We start from the raw sequence: 23,577 nt of genomic DNA, 5'->3' as shown, positions 1-23,577 counted from the left end.
GATTCGCCTTAATGTCTGAGCGATTCGCTAACCTGACTCACATATCGGCCGAAGTCGGGATGCGATCGGAATCGCTCTCCGCGCGGATAAGGGACATCTATCCCGATCTCGCCGGCGATCTTGCCCGGTCTCGGCGTCATGACCATGACCCGGTTCGAGAGGTATACCGCCTCGAACGCGTTATGCGTCACGAACAGAATCGTCATCCTCTCCGTCTTCTGCCGAATTGCCAGCAGCTCGTCCTGCAGAGATTGCCTTGTAATCTCGTCCAGCGCTCCGAACGGCTCGTCCATGAATAAAATCCGAGGCTTGGCGACCAGCGCGCGGGCGATCGAAACACGCATCTTCATTCCCCCGGACAGCTCGCGAGGCAGCGCCTTCGCGTAATCCAGCAGGCCCACCAAGCGCAACACCCGTTCGGCTTCCTCAAGCTGGCGCTTGCGGGATTCTTTCCTAAGCTGCAAGGGCAAAGCGATATTGTCCCGGACGGACACCCACGGCAGCAGCGTCGCTTCTTGAAATACGCAAGCGATCTCGTTGCTTTTCCTTGCCTGCTCGGGCGTTCCTCCCAAAATCTCCAATTGTCCCGCAGATGGCGCGGACAGCCCCGAAGCCATACGAAAAATCGTGGATTTGCCGCAGCCGGAAGGCCCGACGAAGGAAACGAAGTCCCCTTCGCGAATGCTCAGATTCGCATCCTGGACGGCAATCGTCCCGTTTCTATAGGTTTTGGATACGTTTTTCAGGTCAAGTACCTGCATGCCTCTCTCCCTCCATACCAAACATCAGTCCCTGCTCTATACTCAACGAACTTCCAGTTTGTCTGGTCAGTAACACCCCTTTGGCGGACGATTGCCGCTTCAGGTTACTAGGAATCTTAATTTAACAAATTCCAATCTGTCAAGTAGGATTAATTCTTGTGAAGGGCTTTGATTTCCAATAAAATAAAGGGATAAGTGGTCCTTCAAGCTTCGGGACGAATGGAGATTTGGACCACGATAAGGAGGGATTCAAGGTGGCGACAACAAGAAGAAGATTCACGCCCAACCAGAAAGCGCTAATTGTGTCCAGACTTCTTGAGGAGCAAAGCAGGCTCTCCGAGCTCGCTAAGGAGCATCGCATCTCTCCGGTCGTCCTGAACCGGTGGAAAAACCATGCGACGCGCAATCTGCACAAGCTGTTTGAGAATGAACGGAGATTGGAAAATCGTTTAAAGAATGCTTACGAGCAGCAGATTAGCGAGCTGCGGGAGGAAACGGACAAGCTTCGCCAGCAGCTCGACTGGCTGAAGCAGACGACGATAGCCAAGCTCTCCAAAGAGGATCGCAACGAATTCGTCTCCAAGGCAGAAAGCGGCGTTCCGATACGTACCCAGACCGCGCTGCTTGGCCTCAGCCGCTCGACGCTCTACTATCGGATGAACCATCCAACCGCCCGAAAGCCGCAAACGGAAGAACGTGTCGACATCGGCGAAGCGCATTCGCTCCCGCTCTCCTTATTCTCCGGTGTGAGCCTGGAGCCCGCCCGGCTGAATCGCGAGAAAGAGTGGTCCAAGCTGAAGATGATGCATGGCTTGATGGACGTGTTCGGCGGTTATCATTAAACTTATTTTTCCCCGTACCGTGTCCAACTCGCCGCAATTCCGCCGCGCTGCTGTGTTCTTCGCTTCCGGGCAAAAATGGCAAAAAAAATAATGGGGATGCCGATCCGAAGCACAGAAGAAGAGGCCGCTCGTTCGACAACGAGACGGCCTCTTCCGCAGGGCGATCCGCTAAGATACTGCGGTAATCGTACAACTGACTTCCTTCACGAGACTGTTGAACTCCAGCCTCTCGAACAGCTCCGCGATCTTCGCTTGCTCCGGTCTCCAGATACACTCCTCGGGGGTGCAGGAAAGCGGAACCTGACACGTAATCGTAGCCAGCTCGCGGCAGAGATGGAGCATATCCAGGTCTGCTTCGATTTTGGTCTTGACGCTTTTTGGCAGCAAGTCCAGGTTTGCCAGTATGCCGTCAATGGACTCGTATTCGACAAGCAGCTTTGTCGCCGTCTTCTCTCCAATGCCTTTGACGCCGGGGTAATTGTCCGAAGTGTCCCCGACCAGACCCTTGAGATCGATGAACTGCTTTGCGGTCAGCTGCTTTTCCTCCAACAGCTTGGCGGCATCGTAGACAGCGTAATTGGATGGTCCCTTTTTCATAATGACGACCTTCACCCGCTCGTCCACGAGCTGGAGCATATCATGATCTCCCGTCAGTACATACACGTCCATAAGCTCGCCAAGTTGTCTGGACAATGTGCCGATGCAATCGTCCGCTTCGTACCCGGCAAGGCCGACATTCCTGATATTCAAGCCGCTGACGACCTCCTTCACCAGCTCGAATTGCGGAATAAGCTCAGCCGGAGCCGCAGGGCGATTCGCCTTGTACCCGTCGAACTTATCCGTGCGAAAGGTGGTGCTACCCATATCCCAGCAGCAGATCATATGTGTCGGATTGAAGGTTCGGCAAGCATCCAGCAAATATTTGACGAAGCCGTACACCGCGTTCGTCGGCAATCCGTCTTTCGTTTTCCGGATATAGCCCCCGTAGGCATTCGCATAATACCCCCGAAACAGCAGAGCCATTCCATCGACCAGCATCACTCTCGATTCGGACATTTTCCTTTCCCCTTTACCTCGACGGAAGCGTCGTGCGAATAAAATCGCCGATGCGTCTCGCCGCTTCTTTAAGCAGCTCTTCCTCTTCGACCAGCGCTAACCGGACGAAGCCCTCCCCGCGTTCGCCGAATGCGTTTCCCGGAATCGACGCTACGCCGGTCGAGGTCAGCAGCGCGCGGGAAAAGGCGCGCGACGACCATCCTTCGAGCACCGGCGCCCACAGAAACATCGTCGCCTTGGGTGTCGGCACGTTCCAGCCTTGCTCGCGCAAGGCTCCGACGAACGCGTCCCTGCGACGCTCGTATAAGCCGGCGATCGGCTTGGGCGCGTTCATATCCATCTCAAGCGCCGCTATTCCCGCTTCCTGTGCGCCTAGGAAAACGCCGAAATCGATATTGTTTTTCAGGTCCCTCAGACTTCCCAGCACCTGCCGGTTCCCGACCGCGAAGCCCAGCCGGGTTCCCGCCAAATGATAGGATTTGGACAAGGAATGGAACTCGATTGCGACCTCGGAGGCTCCGGGAATTTCCATGACGCTCGGCGGACGAAGCCCGTCGAAAGCCATCTCGCTGTAGGCATTGTCGTGAACGAGCAGCACCCCATGCTTGCGCGCGGTATGTACGGCTCTCTCGAAAAAAGCCAGATCGGCCGCCGCAGACAGCGGATTGCTCGGATAATTCAAGATCATGAATTTGACCTTGTCCCATACGGCTTGGGGAATCGCAGCGAAATCAGGCAAATAGTCGTTCTCCGCAAGCAGGGGCAGCGGAATCGCCTCGACGCCGGCCACAGCCAATCCGGCGCCGTACACCGGGTAACCCGGATCGGGCAGCAGCGCGGCGTCGCCCGGATCGGTAATCGCCAGCGGCAGATGAGCCAAGCCGTCCTGGGTACCCATCAGCGCGAGAATCTCACCCTGCGGATCGAGCTCTACTCCGCCGAAGCGTTGGCTGAACCACTTGGCTACGGCTTCCCGAAAAGCCGCGGAGCCTTCCGTTCCCGGATAACGGTACATGTCCGGGCGCAAGCTGGAGGCAGCCAGCACCGATCGCAGCTCCTCCTCGGGCGGGCGGTCCGGGCTGCCGATATCGAGATTAATGACGGAGAGCCCGCTGCCGCGAGCCTCACGCTTCCAGCCGGACACCTCGGAGAAAATCGCGGAGCCCAGCCTGTCCAGCCGTTTGGACCGCAACTCAAGGCCCTTCATGAACGGCACCACGCCGATCCGAAATCCGGTTCCCGGAAACCAATGGTAACGGCTCCTCCATCTGTGACGATCGGCCGCTTGATCAGCATGCCGTTCGAGGCCAGCAGAGCGATTTTCTCGCTATCGGACATCCCCGGCAGCTTGTCCTTCAGTCCCAGCTCCCGATAAGCCTCGCCCGAGACGTTAAACCATTTGCCGATCGGCAATCCGCTTAGCTTGATCAGCCCGGTCAGTTCCTGCGCCGAAGGCGGCGCAGTGCGGATATCATGCAAATCCAATTCATGCCCCTGTTGCTTTAAAGCTTTAATCGCCGCCTTGCAGGTGCTGCAGGTAGGCAGATGATACATCTTTAACGATTTAGCCAACGTCATTAACCCCTTCTCCTCAACTCAGAAGCTCTTGGTCAGCTCCTGCTCCAGCCTTCGCATATCGTCCGGCAACGCCGCTTCCAGCTTCATTTCCTCACCCGTCACCGGATGGCGGAACATTAGCCTACAGGCATGCAGCGCCTGACGGCCGATGATATCGGACACCCTGCCAGCCAGCTCGGATCCGTTCCAGCCTTCCTCGGAATAGTAGCTGTCTCCGATAATCGGGCAACCGATATGCGTCATATGGACTCGGATCTGATGCGTTCTGCCCGTACCCAGCCGGATGTCAATCGCACTCGCCTGATCTCCGTAGGTGTCCGTTACCCGGTAATAGGTCAGACACGGCGCTCCGTCCTCGCGCACGACACGGCGATGCGGGTCCTCCGTCTGCCTGCCGATCGGCGCGTCGATCTCTCCCGCCATCTCGGGAGGACGCCCGTAGACGAATGTCCGGTACTCCTTCACTACGGTGCCTTCCATCATCTGGGTGGACAGCTGCTGCTGGGCCAGCGGGTGCTTGGCGACGACGACCAATCCCGACGTATGCTCGTCCAGCCGATGTACAGGGCGGAATCTGACCCGCTCCCCCTTCTCCTGCCAATAATGCATGACTCCGTTGGCAAGCGTGTTCAAGTAATGGCCGGTCGTCGGATGAACAATCAGTCCGGCCGGCTTGTTCAGCACCAGCAGATGGTCATCCTCGAAAACAATGTCCAGCTCCATCGGCTGAGGAGGGATCGTCTCCGAAATCTCGGCTTCCATGCGCAGCCGGATGATGTCCCCGGCAGAAATAATATGGTTGGGCCATACCTTCTGCCCGTTCACCGACAGCCCTTCGTCCGAAGTCTTCAGACGCACCATCAGCCGACGCGAGATGCCGATCCGCTTGCGCAATACATCCCTTAAACGGCGGCCCTCATCGGCCGCTTCCGCGATATATTCTATCGGCGAATAATATTCGGCCTTGTCCTGCTGTTCGTTCATCCCGCTCAAGACCTCCGTCGGAACACCGGCGCGCTCCGTTCGTATTCGACATCCGAAAAGCCAAGTATGGCGTTGGCCGCCCTGGCGGCGGCAAATAAATAATCGGACAGCCGATTCACGTATTTGCGCACCTCGTCCGGACAAGGCTGCTCCCTGGCCAACGTGACGATTCGTCTTTCCGCGCGCCTGCAAACCGTTCTGCACACGTGAAGAGCGGCGGCAGGCTCGCTTCCGCCTGACAAGATGAACTTCTCAAGCGGCGGCGTGCGCTCGCCATACTCGTCGATCCAGCGCTCCAGCCGCTCCGTCATCTCCGGCTTCACCTTCATTTTGTCCGCCTCCGGCACAGCATAGCTGAGGTCGGAGCCGCAATCGAAGAGCTCGTGCTGAATAATCATCAGCTGCTCGCGCAAGTCCTCCCATTCCCCGGCCGTCTGCTTGGCAAGGATAGCCGCAGCCTGCCCGACGAAGCTGTTCAGCTCGTCAAGCGTCCCGTAAGCCTCTACGCGAGCATCGTCCTTGCCGACTCGCGCGCCGATGACCGATGTCTGACCTTTATCGCCGGTTCTCGTATAGATTTTCATGTCCGCCGTTTCCTCCTTTTACCTGATAGCCTTTGAGCTCCATAGCCACGCCGGCCGTCAAACGGTACGCCTTTCCGCTTGCTGCAAGCAGCGCACGGTTCGCCTCCGCCAGCCAGTATGCAAAGGCGAGTTCCTCCGAGCTCGGACGCAGCCCGGCCGAGGGTTCCTCCGTGACGACAATCATCCTGCCCTCGAAAGCCGCGATCGCAGCCAGGCCTTCACGCCAGCGCTCCTCCGCTAGGCTGTTCCATTCCTCGTTATCCGTATCCATGCGTCCGAGCAGCCCTCGCAGCCAGCCCGACAAGCTATCGACGACGACCACGCGGCGTTCCGCCCGGAAAATATTCGACTCCATGTTAATCGCGTTCAGTTTGTGCGCCAGCGACTCATCCGCCTCGGACAGCGTGCGGTAAAACTCGCCCGCAGCATCCCAAGGCTCCCCTGTCGTTAGATTCGATCGGGGAAAAGGAGGACAGGACAGCCGAATGCCTTCGCGTCCTACGACCAGCGCTAGCTCATGCGCAAAAGCCGATTTGCCGCTCCCGATTCCTCCGGTTACGAGCCAAAGCATCCTCCTACCCCCTTTCCATTCGTATGCTTACTATACCATATCGTTTGTTAAGCATAAATCGGCGCCGGCATGTAGCAAAGAAGGGGAGATGAACTCCCTTATCTACCTACGTCAATCGCATATTATTTTTCATAGTATATAAGGTCAGTATGGAAAGGGTGGTTAGCTATGACATTTCCATTGTTTGTTGTGACAGGACTAAGCGGCTCGGGTAAATCAACAGCCGCAAAAGAGATTGTCAGTAGAATGAGAGATTTCGACGTATACGACATGGACAAGATTGTTGTCAGGCAGGATTACCAAACCGCTTGCAACAACTGGCTAAGAATCGCCCATTCGAATGCCTTGGGCGGGCGCGGCACCATACTGTTCGGCTGTGTTCCCCATCCGTACAATGTTGAAATTTGCGATCATTCTCATTATTTCTCTCCGTTCCATTATTTTGCTCTCTATTGCAGCGACAACGCTCGGATTCAACGCTTGACGGCTCGCGGGGGGTGGACGCTGGCAGGCATTGAGCATACCAACGCAGCCTCCAAAGAGCTGGTATACAGAGCCAGGCAGGCCATTCCTCCGATTCCGGCTCTGGACACTTCAAGCATGCCGGTAGCTCAAGTTGCGGATCAGATTGAAAAGTGGGTTATGAGCAAATGGCCGCCCGCATAGGCAGACGAACGTACGCTCCGTCATGAACGGCTCGCGCACAGAACTGCCCCTAGTGCCGCAGTGCGATGGAAGGCGCTTCATAAAAAAAAGCCCGGTGAGATCATCACCGAGCTTACTCCCGACTCAATCGTACGACTTTCATATATTCGTTGATCTTCCGATCCAACTGACGGCTCAGCTCCACGACCGAATCCGCGATCAAGGAGTGCTCTCTGAGAAAGGTTTCCGTCATGGCTCCTCGCAAACGATCGATCTCCTCGGCCAATTCCGCGGCTCGGCCCGGATAATGAGAAATAATGGGTGCATCGGCTTGCAACGACGACAGGGTTGAAGATTTTGGTTCTGCGGCAGCCATGTGATTCCCCCTTCTCATGACGATAATGAATACTCGACGGGTCGAAAACCATGGTTATTATAGCAGAACGAGATCAAATTGAACATGACTTTTGTAAAATATTCATTTTTATTCCAAAGTTCTTAGAAACAAGTGGATTCGCTCCATGGCTTCTGTCAGCTGAGATACGGAGGTCGCATAGCAGCATCGCAGGAATCCTTCTCCGCCTTTGCCGAATACATGACCGGGAACCGCGGCGACTTTCGCTTCGAGCAGCAGGCGTTCCGCGAATTGCTCCGAGGTCAGGCCGGTGGAGCGAACGGATGGAAACGCATAGAAAGCGCCCTGCGGCTCGTGGCACTCCAGCCCCATATCGCGGAAGCCCTGCACGACCAAGCGGCGTCTTTGATTATAGGATTCCATCATCCGATCCTTCTCTTCCAGTCCGCCCTTGGTCAACGCCTCCAGCGCGGCTACCTGCCCCATCGTCGGCGCGCACATGATCGTGTACTGATGAATTCTGAGCATTGCGCTGATCAGGTCAGGATGACCGCAGGCATAGCCCATTCGCCAGCCGGTCATGGCGAACGCCTTCGAGAAGCCGCTGACGAGGATCGTCCGATCCTTCATCCCGGGCAGCGAAGCGAAGCTCGCATGGCGTCCGGCGAAGGTCAGCTCCGCATAGATTTCGTCGGAGATGACGATCAGATCGTTCTCCTCGACGATTTTGGCGATTGGCAGCATTTCCTCATAGGTCATTATCGCACCCGTCGGATTGCTCGGATAACAGAGCACGAGAACCTTTGAACGCGGGGTAATGGCCGCGCGCAGGCTTTCCGGGGTCAGCTTGAACTGATCCTCGGCGAACGTCTCGATTCCGACCGGCACTCCGCCGCCCAGGGAAGTGATCGGGGAATAGGAAATGTAACACGGCTCGGGTACGAGAATCTCGTCTCCCGGCTCGATCAGAGCGCGCAGCGCAAGATCGATGCCTTCGCTCCCCCCGACCGTTACGATCACTTCCTTGCCCGGATCGTAATTCAAGTGAAATTCGTTAGCCAAGTATTGTCCGATCGCTTCGCGCAGCTCCATCGTGCCGGCGTTGGGCGAATATTGCGTTTTCCCCTTCTCAAGAGAATAAACGGCAGCATCCCTGACCCGCCAAGGCGTGACGAAATCCGGTTCCCCGACGCCCAGCGTGATGATATCCTTATCCTTGCTGGCGCTGACCAAATCAAAGAAACGCCGGATCCCGGAAGGCGGAATGGCGCGCGCGCGGGAGGAAAGATAATTTTGCATTCCGCCGCTCCGTGACGGATCAGCCTGGATTTTCGGCTTTTCCTCATCTTTTATCATCTGGCATTCTTCCTTTGCATTGGACTACGAATCAAGGCGTGACGAGCAAGCGTTGATCGTCCTCGAATTCCTCGAAAATAATTCCGTCCTGTTTATATTTCTTAAGAATGAAAAACGTCTTCGTGGAAATGACGGATTCGATCGTGGAAAGCTTGTTGGAGACGAAGGACGCGACTTCCTTCAAGTTCTTGCCCTCAATCTCGACAAGCAGATCGAACGCTCCCGACATCAGATAAACCGATTTCACTTCCGGGTACAAATAAATGCGCTCCGCGATGCTCTCGAATCCGCGGCCTCTTTCCGGGGTGCACTCCACCTCGATAAGCGCCGTGACTTTCTCATCGTCAACCTTGCTCCAATTCACGATCGTCGCGTATTTAACAATGACGTGATCCTGCTCCATCTCCGCGATTGCGGAGGAAACGTCCTCTTCTGCGACCCCGAGCATTGTAGCGATCGTGGCGGGGGACAGCCGGGCGTCTTCCTTGAGCAGGTCCAAGATGCTAAGCTTCAATTCGTTCATCATGATCCCTCCTGAATTACTCTTCATCATACATCAAAAACAGGCTGCGTGAAAAGCCAATTCCAACCGTCCTCCTAAAAATCCCCGGAGCGGCACCAGAATGCCGATCCGGGGATTTCTCACGGAAAGTATAGTGACATCCGGGGTTACTGATAGGCGGGCATTTGCGTGCCGCCGCCAGGTCCGTTCATGGCCGCTTGGGCTTGCCCCGATTGCGACTGCTGCACGAATTGGGCCGTCTGCTGCTGAGTCTGCTGGTATTGTTTAAGCTGCTTGTCCAGTTCCTGCTTCATTGCCGGAGAGGACGCATTGTACATGTTGTTTTGCTGCATGGCCATATAGAGCTCGCCTTGCAGCTTGAGCGTATCGTCCAGCAATTGCGTGAACATCTGGCGAATATCGGGACATACGGACTCGGTAGCCGCCGTCGCATATTCCCGGGTCACCCTCTTCAAATCCGAGAGGATCGTGTAGGCCATATCCGCTTCCGGCAAAATCGTATTGTTGAACATCCGGGTTACCTCCTTTGTTAGGCTTGGGGCTGGTTCGGCGCGATCGATTGATGCTGCTGCAGCGTGTTCATCAGCATGCTGTAATGCTGCGTATGCACGCTTACCATGTGAGAACAGGCTTGCTGCAGCTGTGCGTTCGTGATGGTGGCGGCGGCGACGGCGCACTGCTTGATCAACAAATCCTCGTTGGACATCGAATCCGCGATGTACTCCAGTTCCTTCGCAGTCATGGCTTGCATTGGAAACTCATCCCTCCACGCGATCAATTGGACATCGGTGGATAGTTTCCCTTGAATGGTCGGCAGATATACGCTTGCGAAAATCGCAAAAAAAACGGCCATAGAAAAAGGCCAACCAGAAATTCTGGCTGACCTGATAATACGAAAGCACCCGTCTGGACAGACGGATGCCTGAATCAAAAGATTCCCATGCTCAAATATCGTTCTCCAGTGTCGGGCGCGATGCACAGCACGCGTCGGCCACGGCCGAGACGCCGGGCAAGCTGCAGAGCCGCCCAGACCGCCGCTCCGGAGGACGGGCCGACAAGCAAGCCTTCCGATCGGGCAAGACTTCTCGCCGTGCCCAGCGCATCCTCGTCCTCCACCCGAATAATTTCGTCATACACGCCGGTATTCAATATTGGCGGCACGAAGCCCGGGCTTGTCCCCACCAGCTTATGGGGTCCGGGCTGCCCCCCTGAAAGCACGGGCGAGCCTGCCGGCTCCACAACCGCCACATGCAGGCCGGCCAGACTCGACTTCAGCGTCTCTCCCGTCCCCGTAATCGTCCCGCCGGTTCCCGCCGTCGCGATGAACGCATCCAGACGGCCTTCCATTTGGTCGATAATTTCAAGCGCCGTCGTCGTGCGATGAATATCGGGATTGGCTGCATTCTCGAACTGATTCGGCATATAACTGCCGGGATTCGCCTCCAGCAATTGCCGGGCCCGGGCGATCGCTCCCGGCATGCGTTCCGCCGCCGGGGTAAGCTCGACCTCCGCTCCATAAGCGCGAAGCAACGCGATCCGCTCGGCCGACATGTTGTCCGGCATGACGAGTGTAAGCCGGTAGCCTCTAGCCGCGGCGCACATCGCCAGACCGATGCCGGTGTTGCCGCTCGTCGGCTCCACGATCAGGCTGCCGGGTCGAATCAAGCCGCGCGCCTCGGCATCCGTCAGCAGGCCGTACGCCGCACGATCCTTCACGCTGCCGCTCGGATTCATTTTCTCCAGCTTCACCCATACCTCGGCAGCCTCCGGTCCCGCCAGCCGCTGCAGCCGCACCGCAGGCGTATTCCCGATCAATTCCATGACCGAATGCACCATCCGGCTCATGCGTTGCCGTTCCTCCTGCCGCCCTGCTGCGCCCCAGGCTCGCTTAGACTCCGAACCATCCGTTGCCGGTGGGTATCGCCCAGAGCAGACTGAACGGTAAAGCACGAAGGACACACATACATAGTCAGCTTAAACGGCGCTTCGACCAACGGAACGCCCAGCGACTCAGGCACGCGGGGCTTGAATTCTTCGGCGGAAATCAGCCGCTCCCCGGCTTCGACCATGTACTCCCGGCACGACGGACACTCCGGCACGACTTCCTGCTCGTTAAGCAGCTCTTCCAGCGTCTCCTCGAATTGCTCCAGCTCCTCGCTGGATTCCAGAGCCTCTTCCTCCATCCAGCTCAAATCTTCATCGTCGTCGATGGATACGGTCGGAGCCTCCTCTTCCTCGTAGGCGTCCTCCTCTTCCTCCTCGCCGAGACTCAGCTTTAACGTGCGATAGCCGTCAAGCTCGTTATCGCATACGGGACATATTTTATCGGGCTCCTGCCCTTCTTCCTGAGAAATCTCGCTTTGACACCATGGACAAATCACGACAGACATCTTCCGATCAAGCCTCCCTCATCATATACAATACGCCGATCGCGATAAATACGAGCGCAAGGGCCAGCAGCGTGCCCCACAGATACTTCATGATGCATTCCTCCGATTAAATGACGGCGGCGCCAATAATATAGGATAAAGAAACGGATAACACCATCGACAACAGGCCTACGGCGCGATTGTCTTTGCCGATTTCCTCATCTACCCGGAACACCGGCGTGAAAAACTCGAACAAAAAGTAAGCGACCAGCAGCAGCACAAAACCGACAGCAGACCACAAAATGCTTTGGTAGATCGTATCGTTGGCTTCGATGGAGAAGCGGAAAATATTGCAAATGCCAAAAATCTTGCCGCCAGTGGCCATCGCCGCCGATAGGTTTCCTTTGCCGATCTCCTTCCAGCCGTCATATTTCGTAACCCACTCAAAACACGAAAGAAAAACGATAAGCGCCAAGATTCCTACAGAGAAATAGGCGATAACCGCAGGAAAAGAATGCGACATGATGGAATCCACAACGTCCTGCATCGCTTACGACCTCCCCTTCTAATGAAGCTCGGCCACGGAAACTCCCGCGCCGCCTTCTCCAAATTGGCCCAACCGATAGTTCTTTACATGTTTATGGCGCCGCAGAAAATCCTGAACCCCGTTGCGCAAAGCGCCGGTGCCTTTTCCGTGAATAATGTAGACCTGACCCAGATTGGCCAGGAAGGCTTCGTCCAGGAAGCGATCCACTTCCATAATGGCTTCGTCGAGCGCCATTCCCCTTAAATCCAGCTCCGAGCGAATATTCTCGTCCCGGGAACGCTTGACGATCGTCGCCTGCGCTTGCGGCTTGGTTGCCGCCGCTTTACGCGTCGGCTCCAGATCGGACAGCGACACCTTCATCTTCAGGATGCCGAGCTGCACGACGGCTTCTGCGCCGGACAGCTCGACGACATGTCCCTTCTGGCCGCCCAGGCTGTGCACCTTCACCTCGTCGCCCGCTTCGATTTTGACGGGCTTTCCGCCTGCCGCGTTCCTGATCGGTCTTGCGACCGGGTCTGGGACGGCTTCTTCCAGCCGCCGCTTGGCTTCAATCAGCTTGTGCTCCTTCACGGAAGCGCCCTCTTCCATAGCCAACCGCCGAAGATCCGCAATGATCTCCTCGGCTTCCCTTCGCGCCTTCGCAACCTGCTGGCGGGCTTCCTCCCGCGCAACCTCCAGCACCTTCGCCTTCTGCTCCTGGAGCTTGAAGCGCTCCTCCTGAATTTCCTTCTGCAGCTTCTCGGCTTCCCGCCGCACGCTTTCGGCCGTCCGCCGTTCGGCCTGGGCTTGCAGCCGATCCTGCTCCAGCGAAGCGATCATCGAATCCACCTTCAGCTCGTCCTCGCTGACCTCCCCGCGCGCGTGGTCGATAATGCTTCTGGGCAAGCCCAGCCGCTCGGCGATCGCGAAAGCGTTGCTTCTTCCGGGAACTCCGACGAGCAGCCGGTAAGTCGGTCTCAGGGTCGCGATGTCGAACTCCATGCTCGCGTTGATGATGCCTTCCCGATTGTAAGCATAGGCCTTCAGCTCACTATAATGAGTGGTCGCAATCAATCGGCAGCCCAGCTTCTGCAGATGCTCCAGAATGGCGATTGCCAGAGCCGAGCCCTCCGCCGGATCGGTGCCCGCGCCAAGCTCGTCGAGCAGAACCAGACTGTTGCTCGTCACCTGGCTTAGCATCGATATCAAATTCGTCATATGACTGGAGAAGGTGCTTAAGCTCTGCTCGATGCTTTGCTCGTCCCCGATGTCCGCATAGATGCCGTCGAATACGCACAGGCGGCTACCTTCCTCCGCCGGAATGAACAGGCCGGACATCGCCATCAGGCTAAGAAGCCCTATCGTTTTCAGCGAGACGGTTTTACCACCGGTGTTCGGTCCCGTGACGATAATCGACGTATAGCTCTCTCCAAGCTCGAGATCGATCGGCACAGCCGCTTTCATCTCCAGCAGCGGGTGCCTTGCTTTATGCAGCAGCAGCTTCCCCTCATCGTTCATGATAGGCAATGTTGCCGACAATGCATGCGCGAGAGAAGCCTTAGCGAAAATAAAATCGATCCTGCCGAGAATTTCCGCATCTCCGGCCAGCAATTCCGCGCGTTCTCCGACGGAAGCGGACAGCTGGCGCAAAATGCGCTCAATCTCGTTCTGTTCTTTGATCTTAAGCTCTCTGAGCTTATTGTTCATCTGAACCGCCGCTTCCGGCTCGATAAACAACGTAGCGCCGCTCCCCGATTGATCGTGCACAATGCCTCCGAAGTGAGAGCGATACTCCTGCTTTACCGGAATGACATAACGGTCGTTACGCATAGTGATCAGAGACTCCTGAAGCATCTTCTGCACCGAGCTTGATCGAATCAGGCTTTCCAGCTTTTCTCTGGCCCGGCCTTCATTGATGCGAATATCGCGGCGCACCGAAGCCAGCTCGGGACTTGCCGAATCCAGCACCTCGCCCTGCTCGTCGACGCATTTGCGAATTTCGTCCTCCAGCGCCTTGAAATCGGTCAGCGGCTCGCACAAATCCTCCAGAAGCGGCAGCTCCAGCTCTTCGGCAGATACCGCAATGAAGCGGCTCAATCTGCGCGAGCCCATAATGAACTGCGCCGTCTCCATCAATTCGGGAGGCTGCAGAACGCCTTGAAGCTTCGCTCTCTGCAGGGAAGAACGAATATCCGTAATTCCTCCGAATGGAGGAGAGCCCTTCAAGCTAAATATTTGGGCGGCCTCATCCGTTTCCGCGAGCCGCCGCTTAACAATCTCCAATTCGCGGCTTGGAGCCAGCTTTGCCGTCTCATCCTTCCCCAGGCTGGTGGAAGCGAGCCCTGTCAGGCGACGGACGATCTTGTCGTATTCCAATGTATGTAAAGCCTTGTCGTTCACGGCAATCTTCACTCCTTCGCTTATATTATAGCCGAATCGTTCAATCTTGCGAAACCTTCCGCTCATAGGAATCTAAAGTCAGGACACACTACAGCCAAGGAGGTCGAAAACAAATGAACATTCTAGGCACAATCGTTCGCTTTATCGTCTCCGCCATTGTCCTGATGGTGGTCGGATGGCTCGTTCCCCAGTTTTCCGTAGGCGGATTCTGGAGCGCGTTGATGCTTGCCGTCGTCATTGCCGTTCTCGGCTGGATTATCGAGGGCGTCTTCGGTAAAAAAGTGACGCCTTTCGGCAGGGGCATTGTCGGATTTTTGTGCAGCGCCCTTGTGATCTGGCTGGCCCAATTTGTCGTCGGGCATGTGCATGTATCCGTCATCGGCGCGCTGCTGGCTGCGCTGGTGATCGGGATCATCGATCTGTTCATCCCGATCAGTTCCCCTTACGAAGCGGCTCACAGCAGACGGTAAGCGGGTGCAAGAACGAAGAGGAAGGCTCCCGATCTTGAGGGAAGGGGCCTTCCTCTTTTTTATGTCCTTCAGCCGATATTGTCATTTCGAACCTAATGTCATCACTCTGCCATGGTTGGGGCATTTCGCTTCCTTACCGATATGTTACAATAGGGACAGGCAAGAAAAGGGATTTAAAGAGACAGCCCGTCTGCCATATTGAACGCACGGAGGCTTATTATGCAAAGAAAATTGGCTTACTTATTCACCCTGGCCGTACTGGCTCTGGCGCTTACGGCATGCGGCGGCGACAAGAATAAAAATGCGGGAGACAGCACCCCGGTCGCAGGAGAAGCGGCTTCCACAGAGGTTGTCGTTAAAGCGAGCAGCTGGGAATTCGATCAGACCGAATATGCGCTGCCTAAGGACACTCCCGTGAAGCTGACCGTGGAAAATCTGAGCGGCGCCCATGGCATTGAAGTCGTCGGACAGGATATCAAAATCAGAGGCGGCAAGTCGGAGGTTATTAATCTTCCGGCCGGAACCTACGAGATCAAGTGCAATATCATGTGCGGCACCGGACATGCTCAGATGGTCGCGAAGCTTGTCGTAAGCTAATGTCATTAAAATTCAAGGCGATTCACCCCTCCGCGGGTTGAATCGCCTTTTTTATTCTTGCGCATGCCGGATATATGCCTACTCCTGTTCGAGCATATCGATCCATTCGTTATACTCGTTTTTCAGCTTCTCGTATTCCACCTTCAGCTTCTCAAGCTCCAGGCTTAGAGCGCTCAGCTCCTCCTGAGCACGTTCACCCCGCTCGGCTTGCGCCCGAAGCCCATCGAGCTCGGCAACGAGCTCCGCCTCCCGGAATGGCGCCGCCGCCGCTTCCGCTCTTGCCTTCTTGACCTCTTCCTCGGCATGTTCGACCGCCGCCTTCAAGGAGGTATGCGCTTCGCTCAGCTCGGTCAAGCGGACTTCGGACGACTCCGCCCTCTCCAGACCGACGCGCCGCTCCCTTTCCGCTGCGCTCAAGCGCGTCTGCGCCTCCCGGATCGCCTCGGCCTGCTGTTGCTCCCGTTCGTCCCGATCGCGAAGCTGGCGGCGCAGCTCCTCGCTGTCCTGCTCCATCCGTTCCTGCTCCGCTTCCCAAGTCTCCAGACGTTCGAGCAGCTGGGCTTCCGCTTCTTCCAGACATCTCCGCAGATCGAGCACGGCTTGCCGATGCTCCTCGGCCTCTCTTGCCCAATGCTCGATATCGCTTTCGGATTGGCCCTGCCGCCGCTGCCATTCGACTTCCTTCGCCTGCCATTGCTCTCGTTCCGCCGCCAATTGCCCTAGATCAGCGCGCGACGCTTCAAGCCCGGAACGCACTGCAGCGAGCTCCGCTCTTACCGTCTCCAGCTCCTCGGAGTACATCGCCTCGACCGCCTTGATCTCCGCATCCGCTTTATCATGGGCTGAAGCAAGCTCGGACAACTGCGTCTCCTCCAGCTTGGCCAGCTCCCCGGCGTGCTGTCTGTCCCATTCCTCCCGCTCTGCGGCCTGATTCGCGGACAGCACCTCCAGCTCGGCCGAATGCATCAATCGAAGTGCGCCCAGCTCGGATTCGTACTTTTCGACAAGCCCCGCTTCCTTCTCAGCCCGCTCCTCCAGCTCCTGGGCCGCTTGGGCATGGGCCTTCTGCAGCTCATGATCGGCTTCGCTTTTTAGTCTCTGCCGCTCCTGCTCAGCAGCCTCCTGCGCAGAAGCCAGCGCCTTTGCAGCTTCTTCTCTCGCCAGCTCAAGCTCAAGCTCAGCCTCCAGCTTCGCATTCTCCAGCTCCGCGGCAGCTTCAGCCTTCAATCGGCCGCTCTCCGCTTCCGCTCTCTCCCTCTCGATCCGCAGCGCCGCTCCGGCTTTCTCCTCCGCCTCGGCAAGCTGCTGCGCCGCCTGCGCCTTCGTCTCCTCCAGCACCTTCGCGGCCAGCGTCTTCTGCTGTTCGAGCGCCCCGTTCAATCTCTGCCGCTCCTGCGCAGCCGCCTCCTGCACAGAGGCCAGCACCTTTGCAGCTTCCTCTCTCGCCAGCTCGAGCTCAAGCTCCGATTCCAGCTTCGCGTTCTCCAGCTCCGCGGCGGCTTCAGCCTTCAATCGGCCGCTTTCCGCTTCCGCTTTCTCCCGCTCAATCCGCAGCGCCGCTTCCGCTTTCTCCTCCGCCTCGGCAAGCTGCTGCGCCGCCTGGGCTTTCGTCTCCTCCAGCACCTGCGCGGCAAGCATCTTCTGCTGCTCCAAGACCCCGTTCAGTCTCTGCAACTCTTGCGCAGCCGCCTCCTGCGCAGAGGCCAGCGCCTTCGCAGCTTCCTCTCTCGCCAGCTCAAGCTCAAGCTCCGCTTCCAGCTTCGCGTCCTCCAGCTCCGAAGCGGCTTCAGCCTTCAATCGGCCGCTCTCCGCTTCCGCTCTCTCTCGTTCTTCAAGAAGCTGCTTATCGGCCTGCTCCTTGCTGGCGCTCAGCTCCGCAGCCGCATTCTCCCTCGCGATCCGCAGCGCCGCTTCGGCTTTCTCCTCCGCCTCGGCAAGCTGCTGCGACGCCTGTGCCTTCGTCTCCTCCAGCACCTGTGCGGCCAGCGTCTTCTGCTGCTCCAGCGCCCCGCTCAGTCTCTGCCGCTCCTGCGCAGCCGCCTCCTGCGCAGAGGCCAGCGCCTTCGCAGCTTCCTCTCTCGCCAGCTCGAGCTCAAGCTCCGCCTCCAGCTTCGCGTCCTCCAGCTCCGAAGCGGCTTCAGCCTTCAATCGGCCGCTCTCCGCAGCCGCATTCTCCCGCTCGTTCCGCAGCGCCGTTGCGGCTTTCTCCTCTGCCTCGGCAAGCTGCTGCGACGCCTGCGCCTTCGCCTCCTCCAGCACCTTCGCGGCCAGCGTCTTCTGCTGCTCCAGCGCCCCGTTCAATCTCGCTTTCAGACTTTCAAGCTCTTGCGCCGCGCGGGATCTGGCTTGGGCAAGCTCCCGCTCGGCTTTGGCCCGTTCTGCGGAAGAGGCCTCCCTGGCCGAACTAAGCGCCTGTTCCGCCTTAGCCAGCTCCGACTCGTACAGCTCCTTCAAAGCCTCCAGCTCCGCCTCGCCCACAGCCTTCACCGATTCCAGCTCGGCGGCGCTTTGCGCTTTGACGGTATCCAGCTCTGCGGCGCTTTGGACCTGCAAGGCATCCAGCTCCGCGGCAACCGCGCTTTTGGCGGCGTCCAGTTCGGCGATCTGGAGCTGCTGATCATGCTCGACCTTGAGCAGCTGTTCATTTTCCCTGCGCAAGCGCAGAGCTTCGTCCCCGATGTTTACGGCGGCCAGCACCGCGAGCTTCGGCAAGTCCAGACGCGGCGATCCGACATTCACCTTATTCATCTGCTCGTTCACCATCGCGGCGACTCGTCTCATATATTCCGTGCTCGTATGTCCCGTTATCGTATATTGCGTTCCATATATGTCAACGGTGACCCGCGTTTTGTCTTGACTGTTCACAGCGTGATCCTCCCATTGCGTTCATAATTTTAAGTATCCCGGCTCGAAGCAGCCGGTGCAGGTTCTCTTCTTTCTGCATTCCGATGGATGGACGTCTGCACGAAAGGATCATTAGCTGCTTATCCTTTCCGATCGTTTAACAAAAGCAGCGAACCATCTTCGCCAGCCGGCGTCTAGATGTATTCGCTGCCTCCGTTACGGTTTCCTGCCTATTTTCTAAGTTCCGCGCCGTAAGATTGTTCCAACTGCGTCAGAACTCTGGAGTGCGCTTCCCCGACTTCCTCGTCCGTCAACGTTCGTTCGCGGTGCCTATATACCAGAGCCAATGCCACGCTTTTCTTGTCGCCGCCAATGCGGTCTCCCGTATACACGTCGAATACCTTCACCGATTCCAGCAGCTCTCCTGCGGATGCCGCTATCGTCTCCGTCAGCGCGCCCCCGGCAACGCCGCGATCCACGACGACCGCAAGGTCGCGCTCTATGGCCGGATACTTCGGCAGCGCGCGGTATTCGATGCCCGAATCCGCGTATTCGTAGATCGGCTCAAGCTCGAACTCCGCGATGTACGTATCCGGCAGATCGAACTCTCGCTGCGTATCGGGATGCGCCTGCCCAACATAGCCAAGCGTCTCGGCTCCCCGCTCCGTACGAATCACGATCGCTGCCGTTCTGCCCGGATGGAAGCCGGCCGGCTGGGCGGCCTCATACGTAATGCGATCCGACAGCCCCAGGCGCTCGAACAGCTTCTCCAGAATCCCCTTCGCATCGTAGAAATCGACCGGCTCTGCCTTGCCGTTCCATGCCGGACTTCTGCGGTTGCCTGCCAGCAGCATCGACGCTCTCGGCTTCTCCTGCGGCAGACGCGTCAAAGTATCCTCGTCCGTATGATATACGTTGCCGATCTCGAACAGCGCGATATCGCCGTTTTTGCGGCTAAGGTTATAGGCTGCGGACTCCAGCAGGCTCGGAATCAGCGTCGTACGCAGCACGCTGCGCTCCTCGCTCATCGGCATCGCCAGGGCAATGGGCTTTGCGCCCGCCGCAAGCTCCGCGAACAATTGGGTTCGAGGCAAGGAGGTGACCGAGTAGCAGAGCGCCTCGTGCAGCCCTGCGCCTGTCCAGATGGACCGGAGCTCTCTGCGGATCGCCTGCGGTTTGGTCAGCGACCCCGCCGTGTTGGGACCTTCAATCAGCGTAGTCGGAATTTCATCGTAACCGTGCAAGCGGGCGATTTCCTCCACGAGATCGACATCGCGGGAAATATCGCTGCGGCGGGAAGGCACGGTGACTTTCCATGCGCCATCTCCGTTAACCTGCACCTCGAATTGCAGGCGCGACAGAATCGTTTTGACCTCCAGGGCGGACAGCTTCGTGCCCAGCATGTCGTTCACCCGGCTCAGCGACAGCTCGATGACAGCGGGAGCCGATACAGCCGTTTGCGCCTCCGCAATCCCTTCCGTCACAATCCCTTCCGCGTAACGGGCGAGCAAGCCCGCGGCGCGGTCAAGCGCCTCGCGGACTCTGGCCGGATCAACCTCTTTCTCGAAGCGGGCAGAAGCTTCGGAGCGCAAGCCCAGCTGCCGCGAGGTGCGCCGGATCGTGCTTCCGTCAAAGCGGGCAGATTCGAGAAGGATATCCGTCGTCTCGGTAGATACTTCGGAATTCGCTCCGCCCATGACTCCCGCCAGGCCGATCGCTTTGTCCGCATCGGCAATGACCAGCATTTGAGGCTCAAGCTTGCGTTCCTGATCGTCCAGCGTCACAAGCGTCTCGCCCGGCCGGGCAAGACGAACGTCGATCCGCCCGCCCGCAACCCGGGCCGCGTCGAAGGCGTGCAGCGGCTGGCCGTATTCGAGCATGACATAGTTCGTGATATCCACGACATTATTGATCGGCCGCACGCCGGCGGCGATCAGGCGATTCTGAATCCACAGCGGCGCTGGGCCGACTTTTACGCCTCTAATGTAACGCGCCGTATAATGAGAGCACTGCTCGGGAGCGCTGATCGACACGCGGACATAATCCGACGTCTTCTCCGCCGCTGCGTAAATATCCTGCGACGGGTCGGGCAGGCGCAGCGGACGACCGGTCAAGGCCGATACTTCGTAGGCGACGCCCAGCATGCTGAGGCAGTCCGAACGATTCGGCGTCAAATCCAGCTCCAGTATGGAATCGTCCAATGCGAGCACATCCAGAATATCTCGGCCGACAGCGGTGTCTTCAGGCAGAATAAGAATGCCTTCCTGCTGCTCTTTGGGGAGCAGCTTGTCGTTGATCCCCAATTCGCGCGCGGAGCAAATCATGCCTTGCGATTCCACGCCCCGAAGCTTGGCGCGCTTAATGTTCAAGCCGCCGGGAAGCTTGGCTCCGACGACCGCGACCGGAACCTTCATGTCCGCCCCGATGTTCGCCGCACCGCAGACGATTTGCAGATCCTCTCCCGTGCCCGCGTCGACCGTGCACACGCTCAGCTTATCCGCATCGGGATGCTTTTCTCTCTTTTTTACATAACCGACGACCACTCCGCTGACACCCTCGTTGCGGGAAGGAACGGAATCAATCTCGATTCCGCCCCGCGTCATCATTTCAGCCAATTCCTTCGCGGCAATGCCGTCCAGGTCGATATATTCGGATAACCACCGATAAGATACGTTCATGGGAAACTCCCCTCGTTTTCGATCAAAGTGTATGGCTGTGCGGCCCGATCGGTCCGCCTTCGGCTCGTGGAAGAAGATAGCGGCGCACCGCCGCCCCTTGCGCGAGCCCTCGCTTCCGGCTGCCCACGTTACAGCTTGGCGAATTGGCCGAGAAACCTCGCGTCATTCGCATAGAAGTGACGGATATCGTCGATACCGTACTTAAGCAGCGCGATACGCTCCACGCCCATGCCGAAGGCGAAGCCCGTGACTTCCTTCGGATCGTAGCCTCCGTACTCCAGCACCTTCGGATGTACCATGCCGCAGCCGAGAATCTCGATCCATCCGGTATGCTTGCACATCCGGCAGCCGCTTCCTCCGCACTGGGCGCAAGTCACGTCGACTTCCGCGCTTGGCTCGGTGAACGGGAAGAAGCTTGGACGCAGGCGAATCTGCATCTGCGAGCCGTACATTTTCTGAACGAACTGCAGCAGCGTTCCCTTCAGATCGCTCATGCGGATATTCGGCCCGATGACAAGTCCCTCGATCTGATGGAACATGAACGAATGCGTGGCATCGTCATCGTCCCGACGGTATACCTTGCCCGGACAAATGACCTTGACGGGCGTCTTGCCGTTCATAGCCTTCATCGTGCGAATTTGCACCGGGGAGGTTTGCGTACGCAGCAAAATCTCGTCCGTGATATAGAAGGAATCCTGCATATCGCGAGCGGGATGGTTCTTCGGAAGATTAAGCGCTTCGAAGTTGAAAAAGTCCGTCTCCACCTCGGGTCCTTCCGCGATCGAATAGCCCATTCCGATGAAAATGTCTTCGATTTCCTGGGTGACCTTGTTCAAAGGATGCACCGCGCCGACGCCGACCGCTTTTCCCGGCAAGGTGACATCGATCGTCTCCGCCTGCAGCCGATGCGCAGTCGCCGCCCGGTCGAAGCCCTCCTGCTTCTCCGCAATGACAGCCTCGATAGCCGCCCTGACGTCATTGGCCACTTGTCCGATTACCGGACGCTCCTCTGCGCTCAAGGCGCCCATTCCGCGCAAAATCTCGGTCAATTGGCCCTTCTTGCCCAAATAGTGCACGCGAAGATCGTTCAGTCCGGCGGCATCCGCCACCCCTTGAAGCTTATCCAGCGCCTCGACTCGCAAAGCTTCCAATCTTTCCTTCATTCGGATTCTCCTTCTCGCGATAAAATAAAAAAAGCCTTCTCTCCCGTAAGGGACGAAAAGACCGTGGTACCACCCTTGTTGGAATGCCTGCCCGCTAACGAGCCGAAGGTCGATCTGCATCGCCTTCGCGGCCATTCCCGCTTCACGCGGCATAACGGGCCGCAAGCCGGTTCCCCCTACTGGCCGACTGTCGCCAACCGTTCAAGGGACTGCTCCGGAGTGAATTTCGACAGCCTGATTTCCTAGGCGCGCTCCCAGTCTATGGCGCTCCCTCCCTGAAAGAAGGCACTGTCTACTTGTCTCCATCTTCGCATTTCAAGATTTACTGATCATTATATGACATGCGAAGTTCGTTCGCAAGCGTCTCCTGCGCTTCACCGCAGCGTTTTTCCGCTTTGTAGGTACGCAACGCTGCTCGTCATCCAGCCTATCTGATCGTGCAAGCAAAAAACGGAGACGCGATATCCCGCATCTCCGTTCTTCCAATCCCGATCAGTCGCGGTCACGCCGCATTGCCCGAAGGGGAGCCTCTGCGGCTCCGTTACCCCCGCTTCGGCTTGCGAAGCATGGAGATCAGCAGCGACAGCAGCCCTAGCGTAATGCCGGCAAGAGCCAGAGTCAGGTAAAGCGCATTGCTGCCGCCCGACTTGTCTTCGTCCGCTCCTCCTGCAGCCGCGCCGCTTGAAGCGCCATGGCCGTCGCCGTGTCCGTCTCCCGTGGCGGCGGTTACCGTCGTAACCGATGCCGGTTTGTCCGCGTCAGGCGCGCCCGTCCACTCCACAACCTCGCCGTCCGAATAAGTCTGGTAGGCTTTCCAGACAAGCTCCTTGGCATCGTCCGCCACCTTGCCTTGCATCCGGAACTCGCCGAACTCCGTCGCGCCCAGGCCATTGCCCGTCGCCTTCCAGGTAACGTTGACGATTTTGTCCTCGGCGCCCTTCTCGATCTCGTAGGTCCAATCCGACTTTGGCTCGAAACGGCTGATGTTAACGTTGTCGGGAATCGCCACCTTAACCTGCGTCGTTGCGGCATCCTTCTCCGAAGGCACGCGCACCGTAAACACCTGATACGAGCCCGCAGGCGCCTCCTTCGGCTGAACCGTCACATGGGCGCTGGCCAGACTGGCGAACCCGAAGGTCATCATGAGGGCAAGCAATACTGTGAAGCTTTTTTTCATACGAATATCCGACCTTTCCAATTCCAATGGTTGATGATATTCCACAGTATAGCTTGCCGCAGGCAGATCAGCATGACTCGAAAGAGTCATTTTGAGTG

The 23,577-nt window shown here is 57.6% G+C and carries 25 protein-coding genes; 5 read left to right on the top strand and 20 right to left on the bottom strand.

Annotation, left to right across the window (positions count from 1 at the left end):
- Positions 1-8 precede the first annotated feature (8 nt).
- Entirely contained in the window at positions 9-761 is a 753-nt protein-coding gene (locus ACFO1S_RS16200) for an ABC transporter ATP-binding protein (protein WP_204603559.1), read from the bottom strand.
- Between the two features lie 254 nt (positions 762-1,015).
- On the opposite strand from ACFO1S_RS16200, the gene ACFO1S_RS16195 reads away from it, so the two are divergent.
- Complete coding sequence (locus tag ACFO1S_RS16195) at positions 1,016-1,603, top strand: transposase (protein ID WP_204603560.1); 588 nt, start codon at positions 1,016-1,018, stop codon at positions 1,601-1,603.
- 168 nt (positions 1,604-1,771) lie between these two features.
- Here ACFO1S_RS16195 and ACFO1S_RS16190 read toward each other — a convergent pair whose 3' ends face one another.
- From ACFO1S_RS16190 to ACFO1S_RS16165, 6 genes are read right to left on the bottom strand one after another with little or no spacing between them, the layout of a single operon-like run.
- Positions 1,772-2,659 carry a 5'-3' exonuclease gene (locus tag ACFO1S_RS16190; RefSeq protein ID WP_204603561.1) on the bottom strand — a complete coding sequence of 296 codons (888 nt, stop codon included), beginning with the start codon at positions 2,657-2,659 and terminating at the stop codon, positions 1,772-1,774.
- Between the two features lie 13 nt (positions 2,660-2,672).
- Positions 2,673-3,866 (bottom strand): aminotransferase class I/II-fold pyridoxal phosphate-dependent enzyme, encoded by a 1,194-nt coding sequence (locus ACFO1S_RS16185; RefSeq protein WP_204603562.1) that lies wholly within the window; start codon positions 3,864-3,866, stop codon positions 2,673-2,675.
- A complete protein-coding gene (locus tag ACFO1S_RS16180; RefSeq protein WP_204603563.1) occupies positions 3,863-4,237 on the bottom strand; it encodes an arsenate reductase family protein in 375 nt (124 codons plus the stop codon). Before ACFO1S_RS16180 ends, ACFO1S_RS16185 begins: the two co-directional genes overlap by 4 nt.
- Positions 4,238-4,255: 18 nt before the next feature.
- On the bottom strand, positions 4,256-5,221 hold the full coding sequence (locus tag ACFO1S_RS16175; protein WP_204603564.1) for an RluA family pseudouridine synthase: 966 nt from the start codon (positions 5,219-5,221) through the stop codon (positions 4,256-4,258).
- Between the two features lie 5 nt (positions 5,222-5,226).
- Positions 5,227-5,805, bottom strand: a complete 579-nt coding sequence (locus ACFO1S_RS16170; RefSeq protein WP_204603565.1) for a cob(I)yrinic acid a,c-diamide adenosyltransferase — start codon at positions 5,803-5,805, stop codon at positions 5,227-5,229.
- Complete coding sequence (locus tag ACFO1S_RS16165) at positions 5,777-6,376, bottom strand: bifunctional adenosylcobinamide kinase/adenosylcobinamide-phosphate guanylyltransferase (RefSeq protein ID WP_204603566.1); 600 nt, start codon at positions 6,374-6,376, stop codon at positions 5,777-5,779. Before ACFO1S_RS16165 ends, ACFO1S_RS16170 begins: the two co-directional genes overlap by 29 nt.
- 168 nt (positions 6,377-6,544) lie before the next feature.
- On the opposite strand from ACFO1S_RS16165, the gene ACFO1S_RS16160 reads away from it, so the two are divergent.
- On the top strand, positions 6,545-7,042 hold the full coding sequence (locus ACFO1S_RS16160; RefSeq protein ID WP_204603567.1) for an AAA family ATPase: 498 nt from the start codon (positions 6,545-6,547) through the stop codon (positions 7,040-7,042).
- 112 nt (positions 7,043-7,154) lie between these two features.
- Here the strand turns inward: ACFO1S_RS16160 and ACFO1S_RS16155 are convergent, their stop codons facing one another.
- From ACFO1S_RS16155 to ACFO1S_RS16115, 9 genes are all read right to left on the bottom strand, one after another.
- Positions 7,155-7,397: a Spo0E family sporulation regulatory protein-aspartic acid phosphatase gene (locus tag ACFO1S_RS16155; RefSeq protein WP_204603568.1), complete on the bottom strand. Its 243-nt coding sequence runs from the start codon at positions 7,395-7,397 to the stop codon at positions 7,155-7,157.
- 108 nt (positions 7,398-7,505) lie between these two features.
- On the bottom strand, positions 7,506-8,732 hold the full coding sequence (locus ACFO1S_RS16150; RefSeq protein ID WP_204603569.1) for an aminotransferase class I/II-fold pyridoxal phosphate-dependent enzyme: 1,227 nt from the start codon (positions 8,730-8,732) through the stop codon (positions 7,506-7,508).
- Positions 8,733-8,763: 31 nt separating this feature from the next.
- Positions 8,764-9,255 (bottom strand): Lrp/AsnC family transcriptional regulator, encoded by a 492-nt coding sequence (locus ACFO1S_RS16145; RefSeq protein WP_204603633.1) that lies wholly within the window; start codon positions 9,253-9,255, stop codon positions 8,764-8,766.
- 146 nt (positions 9,256-9,401) lie between these two features.
- Positions 9,402-9,767: a spore coat protein gene (locus ACFO1S_RS16140; RefSeq protein ID WP_204603570.1), complete on the bottom strand. Its 366-nt coding sequence runs from the start codon at positions 9,765-9,767 to the stop codon at positions 9,402-9,404.
- A gap of 17 nt (positions 9,768-9,784) precedes the next feature.
- Positions 9,785-10,006: a hypothetical protein gene (locus ACFO1S_RS16135; protein ID WP_204603571.1), complete on the bottom strand. Its 222-nt coding sequence runs from the start codon at positions 10,004-10,006 to the stop codon at positions 9,785-9,787.
- 176 nt (positions 10,007-10,182) lie between these two features.
- On the bottom strand, positions 10,183-11,100 hold the full coding sequence (cysK, locus tag ACFO1S_RS16130; RefSeq protein ID WP_204603572.1) for a cysteine synthase A: 918 nt from the start codon (positions 11,098-11,100) through the stop codon (positions 10,183-10,185).
- Positions 11,097-11,645 (bottom strand): hypothetical protein, encoded by a 549-nt coding sequence (locus ACFO1S_RS16125; protein ID WP_204603573.1) that lies wholly within the window; start codon positions 11,643-11,645, stop codon positions 11,097-11,099. Before ACFO1S_RS16125 ends, cysK begins: the two co-directional genes overlap by 4 nt.
- A gap of 106 nt (positions 11,646-11,751) precedes the next feature.
- On the bottom strand, positions 11,752-12,171 hold the full coding sequence (locus ACFO1S_RS16120) for a DUF350 domain-containing protein (protein ID WP_204603574.1): 420 nt from the start codon (positions 12,169-12,171) through the stop codon (positions 11,752-11,754).
- A gap of 18 nt (positions 12,172-12,189) precedes the next feature.
- Positions 12,190-14,550 carry an endonuclease MutS2 gene (locus tag ACFO1S_RS16115; protein ID WP_204603634.1) on the bottom strand — a complete coding sequence of 787 codons (2,361 nt, stop codon included), beginning with the start codon at positions 14,548-14,550 and terminating at the stop codon, positions 12,190-12,192.
- 113 nt (positions 14,551-14,663) lie between these two features.
- Here ACFO1S_RS16115 and ACFO1S_RS16110 point away from each other — a divergent pair, with 113 nt between their 5' ends.
- Together ACFO1S_RS16110 and ACFO1S_RS16105 are read left to right on the top strand one after the other, a co-directional pair.
- Positions 14,664-15,020 carry a phage holin family protein gene (locus ACFO1S_RS16110; RefSeq protein ID WP_204603575.1) on the top strand — a complete coding sequence of 119 codons (357 nt, stop codon included), beginning with the start codon at positions 14,664-14,666 and terminating at the stop codon, positions 15,018-15,020.
- A gap of 219 nt (positions 15,021-15,239) precedes the next feature.
- Complete coding sequence (locus ACFO1S_RS16105) at positions 15,240-15,617, top strand: cupredoxin domain-containing protein (RefSeq protein ID WP_204603576.1); 378 nt, start codon at positions 15,240-15,242, stop codon at positions 15,615-15,617.
- Between the two features lie 78 nt (positions 15,618-15,695).
- On the opposite strand, the gene zapA is transcribed toward ACFO1S_RS16105, so the two are convergent.
- The 3 genes from zapA to pheS form a co-directional block, all read right to left on the bottom strand.
- Positions 15,696-18,482: a cell division protein ZapA gene (zapA, locus tag ACFO1S_RS16100; protein WP_378127135.1), complete on the bottom strand. Its 2,787-nt coding sequence runs from the start codon at positions 18,480-18,482 to the stop codon at positions 15,696-15,698.
- Between the two features lie 209 nt (positions 18,483-18,691).
- Positions 18,692-21,139, bottom strand: a complete 2,448-nt coding sequence (pheT, locus tag ACFO1S_RS16095; protein ID WP_204603578.1) for a phenylalanine--tRNA ligase subunit beta — start codon at positions 21,137-21,139, stop codon at positions 18,692-18,694.
- 128 nt (positions 21,140-21,267) lie between these two features.
- Entirely contained in the window at positions 21,268-22,302 is a 1,035-nt protein-coding gene (gene pheS / locus ACFO1S_RS16090) for a phenylalanine--tRNA ligase subunit alpha (RefSeq protein WP_204603579.1), read from the bottom strand.
- Positions 22,303-22,365: 63 nt separating this feature from the next.
- Between pheS and ACFO1S_RS16085 the strand changes: the two genes are divergently transcribed.
- Positions 22,366-22,548, top strand: coding sequence for a hypothetical protein (locus ACFO1S_RS16085; protein ID WP_204603580.1), 183 nt, complete (start codon positions 22,366-22,368; stop codon positions 22,546-22,548).
- Positions 22,549-22,843: 295 nt separating this feature from the next.
- Here ACFO1S_RS16085 and ACFO1S_RS16080 read toward each other — a convergent pair whose 3' ends face one another.
- A complete protein-coding gene (locus ACFO1S_RS16080) occupies positions 22,844-23,569 on the bottom strand; it encodes a YcnI family copper-binding membrane protein (protein WP_378127134.1) in 726 nt (241 codons plus the stop codon).
- Positions 23,570-23,577 lie beyond the last annotated feature (8 nt).

The sequence above is a fragment of the Cohnella boryungensis genome (assembly GCF_042651945.1).
GTDB lineage: Bacteria > Bacillota > Bacilli > Paenibacillales > Paenibacillaceae > Cohnella > Cohnella boryungensis.
The sequence above is the reverse complement of the archived record's forward strand: the minus strand, read 5'-3'. Positions and strand labels throughout refer to the sequence as shown.

What these genes read in the sequence shown, in the direction of transcription:
- ACFO1S_RS16165 (WP_204603566.1), bottom strand. Translation starts at nt 6,376, where the DNA reads ATGCTTTGGCTCGTAACCGGAGGAATCGGGAGCGGCAAATCGGCTTTT.
- ACFO1S_RS16170 (WP_204603565.1), bottom strand. Translation starts at nt 5,805, where the DNA reads ATGAAAATCTATACGAGAACCGGCGATAAAGGTCAGACATCGGTCATC.
- pheT (WP_204603578.1), bottom strand. Translation starts at nt 21,139, where the DNA reads ATGAACGTATCTTATCGGTGGTTATCCGAATATATCGACCTGGACGGC.
- ACFO1S_RS16120 (WP_204603574.1), bottom strand. Translation starts at nt 12,171, where the DNA reads ATGCAGGACGTTGTGGATTCCATCATGTCGCATTCTTTTCCTGCGGTT.
- ACFO1S_RS16125 (WP_204603573.1), bottom strand. Translation starts at nt 11,645, where the DNA reads ATGTCTGTCGTGATTTGTCCATGGTGTCAAAGCGAGATTTCTCAGGAA.
- ACFO1S_RS16180 (WP_204603563.1), bottom strand. Translation starts at nt 4,237, where the DNA reads ATGACGTTGGCTAAATCGTTAAAGATGTATCATCTGCCTACCTGCAGC.
- cysK (WP_204603572.1), bottom strand. Translation starts at nt 11,100, where the DNA reads ATGAGCCGGATGGTGCATTCGGTCATGGAATTGATCGGGAATACGCCT.
- pheS (WP_204603579.1), bottom strand. Translation starts at nt 22,302, where the DNA reads ATGAAGGAAAGATTGGAAGCTTTGCGAGTCGAGGCGCTGGATAAGCTT.
- ACFO1S_RS16160 (WP_204603567.1), top strand. Translation starts at nt 6,545, where the DNA reads ATGACATTTCCATTGTTTGTTGTGACAGGACTAAGCGGCTCGGGTAAA.
- ACFO1S_RS16145 (WP_204603633.1), bottom strand. Translation starts at nt 9,255, where the DNA reads ATGAACGAATTGAAGCTTAGCATCTTGGACCTGCTCAAGGAAGACGCC.
- ACFO1S_RS16140 (WP_204603570.1), bottom strand. Translation starts at nt 9,767, where the DNA reads ATGTTCAACAATACGATTTTGCCGGAAGCGGATATGGCCTACACGATC.
- ACFO1S_RS16150 (WP_204603569.1), bottom strand. Translation starts at nt 8,732, where the DNA reads ATGATAAAAGATGAGGAAAAGCCGAAAATCCAGGCTGATCCGTCACGG.
- ACFO1S_RS16080 (WP_378127134.1), bottom strand. Translation starts at nt 23,569, where the DNA reads ATGACTCTTTCGAGTCATGCTGATCTGCCTGCGGCAAGCTATACTGTG.
- ACFO1S_RS16190 (WP_204603561.1), bottom strand. Translation starts at nt 2,659, where the DNA reads ATGTCCGAATCGAGAGTGATGCTGGTCGATGGAATGGCTCTGCTGTTT.
- ACFO1S_RS16135 (WP_204603571.1), bottom strand. Translation starts at nt 10,006, where the DNA reads ATGCAAGCCATGACTGCGAAGGAACTGGAGTACATCGCGGATTCGATG.
- ACFO1S_RS16110 (WP_204603575.1), top strand. Translation starts at nt 14,664, where the DNA reads ATGAACATTCTAGGCACAATCGTTCGCTTTATCGTCTCCGCCATTGTC.
- ACFO1S_RS16105 (WP_204603576.1), top strand. Translation starts at nt 15,240, where the DNA reads ATGCAAAGAAAATTGGCTTACTTATTCACCCTGGCCGTACTGGCTCTG.
- ACFO1S_RS16185 (WP_204603562.1), bottom strand. Translation starts at nt 3,866, where the DNA reads ATGAAGGGCCTTGAGTTGCGGTCCAAACGGCTGGACAGGCTGGGCTCC.
- ACFO1S_RS16175 (WP_204603564.1), bottom strand. Translation starts at nt 5,221, where the DNA reads ATGAACGAACAGCAGGACAAGGCCGAATATTATTCGCCGATAGAATAT.
- ACFO1S_RS16200 (WP_204603559.1), bottom strand. Translation starts at nt 761, where the DNA reads ATGCAGGTACTTGACCTGAAAAACGTATCCAAAACCTATAGAAACGGG.
- ACFO1S_RS16155 (WP_204603568.1), bottom strand. Translation starts at nt 7,397, where the DNA reads ATGGCTGCCGCAGAACCAAAATCTTCAACCCTGTCGTCGTTGCAAGCC.